Origin of the sequence: Plantactinospora sp. GCM10030261 (genome assembly GCF_042666615.1) — a bacterium.
In the GTDB taxonomy this organism is placed as follows: Bacteria; Actinomycetota; Actinomycetes; order Mycobacteriales; family Micromonosporaceae; genus KBS50.
In genome coordinates, this window is the sequence record NZ_JBHTDD010000028.1 from 1 (window position 1) to 12,570 (window position 12,570).

The 12,570-nt window shown below is 72.8% G+C and carries 14 protein-coding genes; 10 read left to right on the top strand and 4 right to left on the bottom strand.

What is annotated here, in order from left to right; all coding sequences use genetic code 11:
• Positions 1–70: 70 nt before the first annotated feature.
• Positions 71–925, bottom strand: a complete 855-nt coding sequence (locus ACFQUZ_RS26055; RefSeq protein WP_377446687.1) for a GDSL-type esterase/lipase family protein — start codon at positions 923–925, stop codon at positions 71–73.
• A gap of 308 nt (positions 926–1,233) precedes the next feature.
• On the opposite strand from ACFQUZ_RS26055, the gene ACFQUZ_RS26060 reads away from it, so the two are divergent.
• The 6 genes from ACFQUZ_RS26060 (at position 1,234) to ACFQUZ_RS26085 (ending at position 7,276) form a co-directional block, all read left to right on the top strand.
• Positions 1,234–2,283 (top strand): S1 family peptidase, encoded by a 1,050-nt coding sequence (locus ACFQUZ_RS26060; protein WP_377446688.1) that lies wholly within the window; start codon positions 1,234–1,236, stop codon positions 2,281–2,283.
• Positions 2,284–2,386: 103 nt separating this feature from the next.
• On the top strand, positions 2,387–2,512 hold the full coding sequence (locus ACFQUZ_RS26065; protein ID WP_377446690.1) for a hypothetical protein: 126 nt from the start codon (positions 2,387–2,389) through the stop codon (positions 2,510–2,512).
• Between the two features lie 106 nt (positions 2,513–2,618).
• The gene (gene aspS / locus ACFQUZ_RS26070) at positions 2,619–4,424 is read left to right on the top strand and encodes an aspartate--tRNA ligase (RefSeq protein ID WP_377446691.1); all 1,806 of its coding nucleotides are present in this window, start codon (positions 2,619–2,621) and stop codon (positions 4,422–4,424) included.
• Between the two features lie 148 nt (positions 4,425–4,572).
• Positions 4,573–5,202 (top strand): sugar nucleotide-binding protein, encoded by a 630-nt coding sequence (locus ACFQUZ_RS26075; protein WP_377446692.1) that lies wholly within the window; start codon positions 4,573–4,575, stop codon positions 5,200–5,202.
• 209 nt (positions 5,203–5,411) lie between these two features.
• Positions 5,412–5,999: a helix-turn-helix domain-containing protein gene (locus tag ACFQUZ_RS26080; RefSeq protein ID WP_377446693.1), complete on the top strand. Its 588-nt coding sequence runs from the start codon at positions 5,412–5,414 to the stop codon at positions 5,997–5,999.
• Positions 5,996–7,276 carry an MFS transporter gene (locus ACFQUZ_RS26085; protein ID WP_377446694.1) on the top strand — a complete coding sequence of 427 codons (1,281 nt, stop codon included), beginning with the start codon at positions 5,996–5,998 and terminating at the stop codon, positions 7,274–7,276. Before ACFQUZ_RS26080 ends, ACFQUZ_RS26085 begins: the two co-directional genes overlap by 4 nt.
• A gap of 15 nt (positions 7,277–7,291) precedes the next feature.
• Here ACFQUZ_RS26085 and ACFQUZ_RS26090 read toward each other — a convergent pair whose 3' ends face one another.
• Positions 7,292–7,552, bottom strand: coding sequence for a GNAT family N-acetyltransferase (locus ACFQUZ_RS26090; protein WP_377446695.1), 261 nt, complete (start codon positions 7,550–7,552; stop codon positions 7,292–7,294).
• A gap of 39 nt (positions 7,553–7,591) precedes the next feature.
• Between ACFQUZ_RS26090 and ACFQUZ_RS26095 the strand changes: the two genes are divergently transcribed.
• Positions 7,592–7,810: a hypothetical protein gene (locus tag ACFQUZ_RS26095; RefSeq protein WP_377446696.1), complete on the top strand. Its 219-nt coding sequence runs from the start codon at positions 7,592–7,594 to the stop codon at positions 7,808–7,810.
• A 132-nt stretch (positions 7,811–7,942) separates the two neighbouring features.
• Positions 7,943–9,574: a replication-associated recombination protein A gene (locus tag ACFQUZ_RS26100; RefSeq protein WP_377446697.1), complete on the top strand. Its 1,632-nt coding sequence runs from the start codon at positions 7,943–7,945 to the stop codon at positions 9,572–9,574.
• Between the two features lie 137 nt (positions 9,575–9,711).
• On the opposite strand, the gene ACFQUZ_RS26105 is transcribed toward ACFQUZ_RS26100, so the two are convergent.
• Both ACFQUZ_RS26105 and ACFQUZ_RS26110 read right to left on the bottom strand, forming a co-directional pair.
• The gene (locus tag ACFQUZ_RS26105; RefSeq protein WP_377446699.1) at positions 9,712–9,954 is read right to left on the bottom strand and encodes a hypothetical protein; all 243 of its coding nucleotides are present in this window, start codon (positions 9,952–9,954) and stop codon (positions 9,712–9,714) included.
• A gap of 977 nt (positions 9,955–10,931) precedes the next feature.
• Complete coding sequence (locus ACFQUZ_RS26110; RefSeq protein ID WP_377446701.1) at positions 10,932–11,318, bottom strand: hypothetical protein; 387 nt, start codon at positions 11,316–11,318, stop codon at positions 10,932–10,934.
• Between ACFQUZ_RS26110 and ACFQUZ_RS26115 the strand changes: the two genes are divergently transcribed.
• A complete protein-coding gene (locus ACFQUZ_RS26115; protein ID WP_377446703.1) occupies positions 11,311–11,934 on the top strand; it encodes a hypothetical protein in 624 nt (207 codons plus the stop codon). The two genes, ACFQUZ_RS26110 and ACFQUZ_RS26115, sit on opposite strands and share 8 nt — an antisense overlap.
• A 142-nt stretch (positions 11,935–12,076) precedes the next feature.
• Positions 12,077–12,535, top strand: coding sequence for a DUF948 domain-containing protein (locus ACFQUZ_RS26120; protein ID WP_377446704.1), 459 nt, complete (start codon positions 12,077–12,079; stop codon positions 12,533–12,535).
• The last annotated feature ends 35 nt before the right edge of the window (positions 12,536–12,570 follow it).

Here is a 12,570-nt window from a genome sequence, read left to right on the forward strand (position 1 = left end):
GACTGACGACCATCTGCCCTAGATCGACGGGAAGGGTGGGGTGGGGGGTGGGGAGGGGAGGGAGGGTGGGTTACCACGCGAAGCCGGCGGCGTACGGGACGAAGGCCAGCACCTGCTGACCGCTGGTGTTGGGGTGGAAGTAGTCCCAACCGGAGAGCTGGCCGAGCGTGAACGGGTAGTTGAACACCGCGTTGTTGTCGAAGTCGCAGTACGGGCCGTACGCGGCGCAGGCCTGCGCGAGCTGGGTGTTGTAGTCGATGACCCGCTGCCGGACCCGGGTGCGTCGGTCTACATCGGACTGGCTGGTGGAGGTGGGGTTGGCCAGCATCGACTGGCAGATGCCGAACAGCGACCAGGCGGTCCGGGCGCTGCCGCTGCCCTTACCGACGGCCCAGAGGCGCTGGATGTCCGGCACGCTGATGAGGTACACCCGGGCGTTGGGGAGCCCGGACTTGAGCCGGTTGAGCGCGGCGTCGATGTTGGCTCGGTAGGTGCTCACCGGCGTCATGCTCGACTCCGAGCTGGTGCAGGCGTCGTTGGCGCCGATCAGGATCGTGACGTACCCGACGCCCTGGCTGACGGCAGTGCCGGCCTGCCCGTACATGTCGGCGGACTTGGCGCCGCTGCGGGCGTCGTTGTAGTTGCGTCCGTTGATCGCCGGGTTGACCGCACGGATCCGCAGGTAATGGCTGTTGACCGAGGAGTAGTCGCCGGTGCTGAAGGACCGGGAGGTGCAGTCGACGTACCAGCCGCAGGCGTTGAAGCCGCGGGTGATGGAGTCGCCCAGGCTGGCCATCGAGGCCGGCGGTGGGCCGGGATCGGCGGCCGCCGCGGGGGCGGCGCCGACGAGCGTGGCGGTGGCGGTGAGGACGACGGTGGTGGCGAGCGTGGCGAGGGTGACCAGCGCGCGGCGGAGGTGGGTCATGGGGACCTCCGAACAGGAGGGACGGGTGTCCGCCGATAATATCGATGACGATCGCTGTTAACAATCGCCGGGCGGCGTCACGGCCGCGTTGCGTCACGGGGGCGGGGCGGCGCATCTTATCGAGCCGGATCGACCGTCACAACTGTGACAGCAAGAGTCATCTGAGAAATATTTTCGTAACGGCAATGTATTGAAGATCGTCGTAAAGCTGGGAATACTCTCTCTCACTCGGCGGGCACCCCCGGCTTCGCCGAACGGGCGTGTCCACCCCCGGCACGTCCCCTCCACCCCCCAATGGGAGGCTCTGCATGAGACCCACGAGGTCCACGCTCCGTCGTCTTGCCGTCGTCGCGGCCGCTGGCGCCATGGTGGCCGGCACCCTGGCCGGCGCTCCCGCCCAGGCGGCGGCCCCGACCGCGTCCCCCGACGCGGCGGCGACGCTCGCCGAGAAACTCGGTGCCCGCTCCGCGGGTTCGTACGCCGGTGCCGACGGCAAGATGGTGGTCACCGTGACCGACGCCGCGGCGGCCCGCCAGGTCCGCGCCGCCGGCGCTACCCCCAAGCTGGTGTCCCGTGGCGCGACGAAGCTCCGCGACGCCATGACGTTCCTCGACGCCAACGCCAAGGTGCCGGGCACCGCGTGGTGGACCGACCCGACGACCAACCAGGTCGTCGTCGCCGTCGACAGCACCGTGACCGGCGCCAAGCTGGCCAAGGTCAAGGCAGCTGTCAACCGGCTCGGCGGCACCGTCCGCATGGAGTCGGAGGCCGGCGTGCTGAGCACCAGGATCTCCGGTGGCCAGGCGATCTACGCCGGTGGCGGCGGGCGCTGCTCGCTCGGCTTCAACGTGCGCAGCGGCAGCACCTACTACCTGCTGACCGCGGGGCACTGCACCAACATCGCCTCGACCTGGTACACCAACTCGAGCCAGACCACCGTGCTGGGCACCCGGGCCGGCAGCAGCTTCCCCGGCAACGACTACGGCATCATCCGGTACACGGGCAGCGTGTCCCACCCGGGTAACGTCTACCTCTACAACGGCAGCTACCGGGACATCACCGGGGCCGGCAACGCGTACGTCAACCAGTCCGTCCAGCGCAGCGGCAGCACCACCGGGCTGCGCAGCGGCTCGGTCACCGCGACAAACGCCACGGTGAACTACGCCGAGGGTTCGGTCTACGGCCTGATCCGCACCAACGTCTGCGCCGAGCCGGGCGACAGCGGAGGCTCCCTGTTCAGCGGCAGCACGGCGCTCGGCCTCACCTCCGGCGGCAGCGGCAACTGCTCCTGGGGCGGCACAACGTACTTCCAGCCCGTCACCGAGGCGCTCAGCGTCTACGGGGTGAGCGTCTACTGACGAAGAGGGCCCCTCCTGCCGCCTCCGTGCGGGAGGTGCCCCGCTCGACAACGGTTCCGGGTGACGGCGCCGGCGGTCCTCCGCCGGCGCCGTCACCGTCTCGTTGACCGGGACCGGCCAGGCCGCCGAGGAACTGGCCCGGACGCCGGAGCCCGTGCCGCCCACCGAGCGGTCAGCGGCCGACGGCGAGCCGCGGGTGCGGCAGCTGCCGCCGGTCGAGGAGCCGTGACCGGACCGCGCCGACAGCCGCCCTGCCCGTACCGGAGGCGATAACAAGGGGTCCTTCCTCGGCTGACAGAATGCGGAGCAGTCGTACCATGTGAGGAGCCCTTGTCGTGATCCGTACCCATGACGCCGGAAGCCTGCGCGCGACGGACGCCGGCACCTCGGTGACCCTCGCCGGATGGGTGGCCCGCCGGCGTGATCACGGCGGGGTGATCTTCGTCGACCTGCGGGACGCCTCGGGCGTGGTGCAGGTGGTGTTCCGCGAGGAGGACGCGCACGCGCTGCGCAACGAGTTCTGCGTGCGGGTCACCGGCGAGGTGACCCGCCGCCCCGCGGGCAACGAGAACCCGGACCTGCCGACCGGCGAGATCGAGGTCACGGCGAGCGCGCTGGAGGTGCTGTCCGAGGCCGCGCCGCTGCCGCTGCCGATCGACGACCAGGTCGAGGCCGGGGACGACATCCGGCTCCGGTACCGCTATCTGGACCTGCGCCGCTCCGGCCCGGCGAACGCCGTGCGGCTGCGGTCGCGGGCCAACCAGCTCGCCCGGGGGGCGCTGCACGCCCGCGACTTCCTGGAGATCGAGACGCCGACGCTCACCCGGTCCACCCCGGAGGGTGCCCGCGACTTCCTGGTCCCCGTGCGGTTGCAGCCCGGCAGCTGGTACGCGCTGCCGCAGTCACCCCAGCTGTTCAAGCAGCTGCTGATGGTCGGCGGCATGGAGCGGTACTACCAGATCGCCCGCTGCTACCGGGACGAGGACTTCCGGGCCGACCGGCAGCCGGAGTTCACCCAGCTCGACATCGAGATGTCGTTCGTCACCGAGGACGACGTGATCGAGCTTGGCGAGGAGATCGTCGCCGCGCTCTGGTCCGACCTGGCGGGCCACGAGATCCCCCGGCCGATCCCGCGCATCACCTGGCACGACGCCATGGCCCGGTACGGGTCCGACAAGCCCGACCTGCGGTACGGCGTCGAGCTGACCGAGCTGACCGACTACCTGCGTGGCACCGCGTTCCGGGTGTTCGCCGGGGCGATCGACGCGGGTGGCTACGTGGGGGCTGTGGTGATGCCCGGTGGTGCGGCGCAGAGCCGTAAGGAACTGGACGGCTGGCAGGACTGGGCCAAGGCGCGTGGCGCTCGCGGCCTCGCCTACGTGGTGCTGGACGCCGAGACCGGCGACGCCCGCGGGCCGGTGGCCAAGAACCTGTCGGCCGAACATCTGGCCGGCCTGGCCGACGCGGTCGGGGCGAAGCCGGGCGACGCGGTGTTCTTCGCCGCCTCGGCCGAGCGGCGGGAGGCGCAGGAACTGCTCGGCGCGGCCCGGGTGGAGATCGCCAAGCGGGCCGGTCTGGTCGACGAGAGCGCCTGGGCGTTCTGCTGGGTGGTCGACGCGCCGATGTTCGAAAAGACCGACGAGGGTGGCTGGACCGCCGTTCACCACCCCTTCACGTCGCCGAACGACGAGTGGGTCGACCGGTTCGAGGAGGCGCCGGACCGCGCCCTGGCTTACGCGTACGACATCGTCTGCAACGGCAACGAGATCGGCGGCGGCTCCATCCGTATCCACCGGGGTGACGTGCAGCGGCGGGTGTTCGACCTGCTCGGCATCACGCCCGAGGAGGCGAGGGACAAGTTCGGCTTCCTGCTGGAGGCGTTCACGTACGGCCCGCCGCCGCACGGCGGCATCGCATTCGGCTGGGACCGGGTGTGCATGCTGCTCGCCGGCGCTGACTCGATCCGCGAGGTGATCGCGTTTCCGAAGACCCGGGGCGGGTTCGACCCGCTGACCGGGGCGCCGACGCCGATCACCGCCCAGCAGCGGATCGAGGCCGGTATCGACGCCAAACCCAAGCCGCCGGCCACGCCGCACACCGGCACCGCCGGCCCCGCCGCCCCCGTAACGGACCCCACCTGACCCACCAACCTCAACCCCGACGGCTCCTCCTCGGGTTGATCAAGAGATTTGCGTCATAACTCCGGGCGTGTCGAGACGCAAACCTCTTGATCAACCGGGCTCGACGTGTTCGGTGCGCCGGTAGGGTGCCGACGGGAGGGAGGGGCCGGTGACGGTTCTGGTGGTGGGGGGGAGCGGGTACCTCGGTTGGACCACCACCGCCGACGGGGCGGCCCACGTCGCGGCCGGCTCCATCGAGGTGGGCGCCCGGCTGGTGCACCTGTCGTCCGACGCGCTGCACGCCGGGCGGCCGGAGCCGTACGCCGACGACGAGCCGCCCACCCCCGTGCATCCCTACGGCGCCGCCAAGGCGGCGGCCGAGACGGCGGTCCGGCTGGTGGACCCCGGCGCGGTGCTCGTGCGTACCTCGGCGATCATCGGTGACGAGCGAAGCAAACACCTCCAGCTCTGCCTGGCCGCGCTGGACGGCGACGCCGTCCTGTTCAGTGACGAGGTCCGCTGCCCGGTCGCGGTCGACGACCTCGCGGCGGCGGTACGCGAACTGGCGGCCTCCGACCACGCCGGGCCGATCAACGTGGCGGGTCCCGACGCGGTCAGCCGCGTGGAGCTGGGACACCTGGTGGCCCGCCGGTACGGCGTTGACGCCACCCGGTTGCGTAGTACCACGATCGCCGAGGCGGGGCTGGTGCGGCCGGGCGAGGTCCGGCTGGACAGCGCTCGCGCTGTCGGCCTGCTGACCATCCGGCTGCGCGGCGCGGTCGAACTGCTCACTGTCTGATCCACCCGCCGGTTGACCCGGCCACCGGGCGCGGTGCCACCCGGTGGACCGAGATGGGCAGGGCTCCGTTGGCGGTCACAGACAGCGTGAACGACACGGCGGGCCTGTCCGGTGACGCGATTCGTCCTCTTCGCGGTCGATGCCGGCGCGTCAGAAACCCCTATGCACAGCTCTTGTGCAAAGAAATCATGCACAATTATTATGGACTCATGACTGCGAGGAGAGACCGGCAACGGGTCGTGCATCTGAGTCCGGCACAGATCAAGGTGCTCGCGCACCCGCTGCGCGCCCGGCTGCTCGGCGAGTTGCGGACCGACGGGCCGGCCACCGCCACGCGGTTGGCCGAGACGCTGGCCACGAACACCGGCGCCACGAGCTACCACCTGCGCCAACTCGCCGAGGTCGGGCTGGTCCAGGAGGATGTCGACCGGAGTGTCGGCCGGCAACGGTGGTGGCGTGCCGCGCACGACGTCAGCTCCTGGCGGTCCACCGGGTTCGACGACGACCCGGACGCCAGCGCCGCGTCCGACTGGCTGCAGACCTACCAGCTACGCCAGCTGGTCGAGCGGGCCGAGGCGTGGATCGCCGCCCAGCACAGCGAGCCGCCGCGCTGGCGGGAGGCGGCCCAGCTCAACGACATGATCCTGCGGCTGTCGGCCGACGACCTCCGCGACCTCAACGAGGAACTCACAGCCGTGGTGGAGCGGTTCCGCGGTAGGGAACCGTCGACGGCCGTCGACGTGCGCACCGTCCAGGTCTACTACCTCACCGTTCCACGCCCCGGAGGCGACCGGTGACCGCGCTGTCGGTACGCCAGATCCGGTTCCGCTACCTGGCCCTGCACGGGTTGCGTTGGTTGCCGACGGGCCTCAGCATCCCGGTCGGTGTGCTGCTGATGGGCGAGCGTGGGCTGTCGCTCGCCCAGATCGGCATGGTCATCGCCATGCAGGGAATCGTCGTACTGGCCCTCGAACTGCCCACCGGTGGCCTGGCCGACGCGCTGGGCCGAAAGCCCGTGCTGCTCGCTGCCGCGACCGCGTCCGTCGCCGCGCTGGTGCTGTTCTCGGTGGCCGACTCGATGGCCCTGTTCGTGGTCGTCTACCTGCTACAGGGCGTCTTCCGGGCGCTCGACAGCGGACCGCTCGACTCGTGGTTTGTGGACTCGACACTGGCCGTCGACCCGGGCGCCGATATCGAACGCGGCCTGGGCGCTGCCGGAGCTGTCACCGGACTGGCCATCGCCGGCGGAGCGTTGCTCAGCGGGGGACTGGTGGCCCTCGGTCCGATCGGGCCGGCCAGTGCGCTCACCGTACCGGTCCTGCTGGCCGCGGGGCTGCAGGGCGTCGGCCTGCTGGTGCTCGCCGTCCTGTTGGTGGAGGAGCGGCCGGCGCGCGGGGTCAACGCCCTGCGTGCGTCGGTCCGCGACGCCCCGCGGGCCATCGTCGGAGCCCTCGGGCTGCTGCGCCGCTCCCGGGTGCTGCTCGCGCTGGTCTCGGTCGAGCTGTTCTGGGGCTTCGGCATGGTGACCTTCGAGACCCTGCTGCCGGTGCGGCTCGCCGAGGTGACCGGTGGTTCCGACGCCGCGGCCGCCCTGCTCGGTCCGGCCGGTGCGGCGGCCTGGCTCGCCTCGGCGGCCGGCGCCGCGGTGGCACCGGCGCTGGGCCGGCGCGTCGGGGCGGCACCAGCCGCCGCGGCCCTCCGGGTGGCACAGGGCGGCACGGTGGTCGGGATGGGCCTGCTGGCGGGTCCGGCGGGGGTGCTCACCGCCTATCTGGCCTGCTATGTCACGCACGGTGCCTCGAATCCGTTGCACCAGGGGCTGCTGCACCGGCAGGTGGATGGTCCGCACCGGACCAGCGTGTTGTCGTTGAACTCGATGGCGGCACAACCGGCCGGCGCGCTGGGCGGGGTGGTGTTGACCGCGCTCGCTGGGGGCACCAGCGTCAGTACCGCGATGATCGTCGGGGCGGTGGTGCTCGCCGTGGCCGCGCCGCTGTACCTGCCCGCCTGGTTCGCCGGCAGGCAGGCGCCGGCGGACAGGAAGGAAGGCCCGCTCGTGCGTGCCGAGAGGTGACAGGCGACCCGTCCACTACCGGAGGCTGATCGAGCTGCGCGGGATGATCTCGGTGAACCCGAGCCGCTCGTACAGCCGGGCGGCCCGCGGATTGTGCGTGTAGACACCGAGCGCGACCCGATCGAACCGGGTGAACAGGGCGCGGCTCATCCCCACCGTGAGGGCCGCGCCGAGGCCCCGGCCGCGCAGTTCCGGGTCGACGGCGAGACCGGCGAGGAAGCCCACGTCCCCCCGCGGTCCATGGTGGAGATTGACGGAACGTGGCGTTGGGTACATCCGGGCCGACACTGGCTCTCACCTCGACGGAGGACTGACATGCTCGCCATCGCCGCGGCGATCGTATTCGGATTCGCTCTCCTGATCGACCTGTTCAACACCGACCTCGGCGCGCCGGACCTGTTCAACTGGCACACCCTCGTGCTGATCGGCCTGTTGCTGCTCGCGCTCTACCTGGGCGGGGTCGGTCGCGGCCCCGGTGGTGGCGGTGGGGGTGGCGGCCGCTGGTACCGGGGTCGACGGCCGGGGCGCGGCTGACCTCCTCGGCCACCACGACCCGGTCGAGGTGCCGCGTGCGGCGGGACCCGGTCGCCCCCTGGGCACCGGCTCGCCGCGCGCGGCCATTGGCGCGTTCTCGGCCGTACGAACCGGGCCGGTAATCTCGTTCCGATGGACTCCGACGCCCTGTTTCCTCTCGCCGAGCCCGGCGGCGTGCGTGGCACGCCGTCCGGGCCGTCGGGCGTCGACGGACTCTCGACGGCCGGCCCCGATTCGCCGCTTCCGGTGCGGATGCGTCCGCTCACCCTGGACGAGCTGGTGGGCCAGGAACACCTCTTGGCTCCGGGCGCACCCCTGCGTCAGCTGGTAACCGGTTCGGCACCCATGTCGGTCATTCTCTGGGGCCCGCCGGGGAGTGGCAAGACCACCATCGCGCATCTGGTGGCCGGGGCGACCGAGCGTGAGTTCGTGGCCATGTCGGCGCTGTCGGCGGGAGTGAAGGACGTCCGGGGGGTGATCGACGCCGCTCGGCGCCGCCGCCGGGCGGGTGGCTCGCCGACCGTGCTGTTCATCGACGAGGTGCACCGGTTCAGCAAGACCCAGCAGGACTCGCTGCTCGCCGCGGTGGAGGACCGGACCGTGACGCTGTTGGCGGCAACGACCGAAAACCCGTACTTCTCGGTCATCTCCCCGCTGCTGTCCCGCTGCGTGTTGCTCACGCTGCAACCGCTCGGCGAGGACGCGGTGCGGGGGCTGCTCCGTCGCGCGGTCGCCGACGACCGCGGTCTCGGCGGGGCGGTGACGCTCACGCCGGACGCGGAGGACCATCTGGTACGCCTCGCCGGCGGTGACGTGCGCAAGGCGCTGACCGCGCTGGAGGCGGCGGCCGGCTCGGCGTCGGCGCGGGGCAACTCCACGATCGACCTGGCGGTCGCGGAGCAGGCGGTTGATGTCGCCGCCGTCCGTTACGACCGGGCCGGCGACGCACACTACGACGTGACCAGCGCGTTCATCAAAAGTATGCGTGGCTCGGACGTGGACGCCGCGTTGCACTGGTTGGCCCGGATGCTGGTCGCCGGCGAGGACGCCAGGTTCATCGCCCGCCGGATCGTCATCTTCGCCAGCGAGGACATCGGGATGGCGGATCCGACCGCCCTCGGCGTGGCCACCGCGGCCGCCCACGCGATCGAGTACGTCGGGCTGCCGGAGGCACAACTCAACCTTGCCCAGGCGGTGATCCACATGGCGACCGCGCCCAAGTCCAACTCGGCGACCGTGGCGATCGGAGCGGCGATCGCTGATGTCCGGGCCGGCCGTGGGGGAATGGTGCCGGCGGCGCTACGGGACGGTCACTATCCGGGCTCCAGGGGCCTCGGTCACGGTCGGGGCTACCGTTATCCGCATGACGACCAGCGGGGCGTGTTGACCCAGCAGTACCCGCCGGACGACCTGGTGGGTGTCGACTACTACCGGCCGAGCGACCATGGCGCCGAGCGCGCGGTGGCTGGCCGCCTGCCATTGTTGCGGGGGATCATCCGGGGCGCGCCGGCGCCCGGGCGGGACGGTCGAGCCGGCGCCGACCGTCGGCCCGGCGCCAGCGACCGGGTTGGAGCCGACGGCAGCCGCCGAGCGCGTGCCGGCGACGGGACCGGCACCGGTGCCACAGTCGGTGGCGACCGGGAGCCGGACAGTGGCAGTCGGGCGGACGTCCCGTCGACGAACGACGTCTCGCCGACGAACACCGCGGACCGCGTAGCGGTCGACGAGGGCGGCAACGCCGCCCCGGGGGAGGATCAGCAGTGACACGGCGTGCCGATCGGCCGGATGACGGCGCTGAGGAACGGCGGAACCCGGGCAAGGGACGTCGGTGGGGTCGTGGGCGGGCCGAGCAACCCGGCGCGGACGAGGTCCCGGGCGAGGAACTCGGCTGGATCGACGACCTACGGACGGCACGACGACAGCGTGGCGACCTTGGACCGGGCGGCGACGGCGGTGACCCCGGCCGCGCCGCGCCGAGTGGTCGGGATGAGCACGCGGCCCGACATGGTGGTGGGGACGAGCACGCGGCCCGGCACGGTGGTGGGGACGAGCACGCGGCCCGGCACGGTGGTGGGGACGAGCACGCGGCCCGGCACGGTGGTGGGGACGAGCACGCGGCCCGGCACGGTGGTCGGGACGAGCACGCGGCCCGGCACGGCACGGCTGGGGAGGGGCGTACCCGCCCGCCCGCGCCGCCCCCGGGCCGGCGCCCGCACTCGCAGGGCAATGAGAATCGACCCGTCGACGCCGCCCGGCCACCACATCCGGTGCCGCCCCCCGCCGCCCCGCCGGCTCCCCGTGGATCGGTTCCCGTGGGCCGGCCGGGCGGCCCGCCCGGTCGCGGTGCGGGCCCTCCCGATCACCGGTCGATGGACGACACCACCTCGGTTTTCGGTCAACCCGATCCGCGGTCCGGCCGGCCCGGCGTCGATCCCCGGGTCGGTCGTCCCGGCTCCGCACCTCGGCCCGGCGTCGATCCCCGGGCCGGCCGGCCGGGCGGGCCGGACCGATCGCCTCCCGGGTCCGGACGTCCCGCGTCCGGTGCCCCCGTCGGCCCGGTGCCTCCCCAGCGTCCGGCGCGCGCGATGCCGCCCGATGCTGATCGCGCGGCTCCGCATCCCGGTACGAATCGGGGCGGGCCGCGTGACAGCGGTCCCGACATGCCGCCCGGCCGGGTAGCGCCACCCGGCGCGGGGCGGGGTGCGCCGCATGATGGCCGGGGCGGGCCGCGGGACGGTGGCCGGCCCACCCCGCCCGGCGCCGGACGAGCTGTTCCGCCCGGAGGTGTGCCGCCCAGCCCTCGCTCGGTGTCGGAGGGTCCCAACCGTCCGGTTTCTGGTGGTCCCAGCCGTCCGGTTTCCGGTGGGCCGGTGCGTCCGGCGCCGCCGGCGGGCCCGGTGTCCGGGGGGGCGGCGGGTCCGGTTTCCGGGGGGCCGACCCATCCGGTGCCCGGGGGGCCGGCGCGTGCGGCCGGGGGGCCGGTGCGTCCGGTGTCGGGCGGGCCCACGAACCCGGGCTGGTCGGCGCCACCTCGCCAGCCAGGCGCTCCGGCGGGCGCCCAGGTGGGCCCGGATGGAACTCCTCGGGCCCCGCGCGGCGCCCCCGGCCCGGGCCGTCCGGGTCACCCCGGTCCCGGCCAGCCCGGGGGCCGCGCGGCGGTGCCGCTCGCGCCGCCCGGCCCGCCGCGTTCCGGCCCGCCCACCGCGCCGTCCGGCCCGCCCACCGCGCCGTCCGGCCCGCCCACCGCGCCGTCCGGCCCGCCCACCGCGCCGTCCGGCCCGCCCGCCGCGGCGGCCGCGGTGCCGGTCCGGCCCAGCTCCGGTCCGGTGTCCGGGGGACCGGCGCCGGTCGGGTCCGCACGGGTCCGCCCGGGCGCGGTCGCGTCCCCGGAGGGGGAGCCGGGCGCCCCGCCGACGTCTCCCGGACCGGACGGGCGCAGCCGCCCGCTGTCGGCCGGGGTGGACGCGGTCCGTGGCGCGCCGTCCGAACTACGCCACCAGATGCGCACCCGGCGGCGGCTCCGGCTGGGCGTCCTGATGCTGGTCAGCCTCCTGCTGTTGGCCGCGCTGCCGGTCTACTTCGGTATTCGTGCCAATGCCAACGACCCGGTGTTCGACTCGCTCGACGAGCTGGCCGTGCCGGGCTGGGGCGCCATCGCTTCGGAGGACGCGGTGAGCGGCAACCGGTGGTGCTGGATCGACTGCCGGCTCCGGGAACGCACCAGCCAGTCGGAACGGGAGCCCGACGAGACCAACCAGGTGTACGTGGTCGCCCTGTCGGACGCCGGCTGGCGGCCGTGGCAGGCCCCGTTGTGCCCGGAGGCCCAGGTGGAGGGGCACTACAGCTGCTGGAAGCGCGACGAGTTGACCCTCGATCTGTGGGTCCGCAAGCCGACGTGTGCGGTGCCCACCCCGACGGATGTGCCGCTCGACGGGCAGGTGCAGCCGCCTCCGGCCGCCGGCCCCGACTGCGTCGGTTCGCAGGTTTCGATCAAGGTGCGAAACGCCGTCGATGACGACCGGACCAGACCGCAGCCGACCACCGACCCGTCGCTCACCGGCGTCGACCCGGATCCCCTTCTCACTGACGATCCACTCCAGGATCTGACACCAAGCCCGTCGTGAGGCCGCCGCCCATCACGGACGGTAGGGTCTGCACGTTGACGCCGGCGTGCCCCGCGCCATCGAAGCGAGACGGTCCGCGTATCCGGCCGCCTCAGGTGGGGTACCAGGGTTCGCGACCGATGGTTGGCTGAGGAGGACACGGGTGAGTGGTGGAGAGATCGCGGCTCTGGTCGCGGCGGGTGCGTTCCTGATGCTGGTGCTCGTCCTGGCGGTGCCGATCCTGCGGCTGCGGCACACGGTGGACGCGGCGACCCGGGCGATCAACGAGGTCAACGAGCGGACCGGCCCGTTGCTGGGAAACGTGAACACGACGATCGGCAACGTGAACACGGCTTTGGAGCAGGTGCACACGTCGCTGGACGGGGTGAACCTGCAGCTCGCCAAGATCGACACGATGACCGCGCACGCGCAGAACGTCACCGCCAACGTCGCCAACCTGGCCACCGTGGTCTCCGCCGCCGCGGCGAACCCGCTCGTGAAGGTCGCCTCCTTCGGCTATGGCCTGCGGAAGGCGGCCTCCGCGCGCCGGCGCGCGGACACTGAGCGCGAGGTGCGTACGGAGCTCAAGCAGCGCCGGCGGGCCCGTCGCCGGGACCGCTGACCCGCCGCCGCCACCCGGTGTGGAACGAGGAAGGA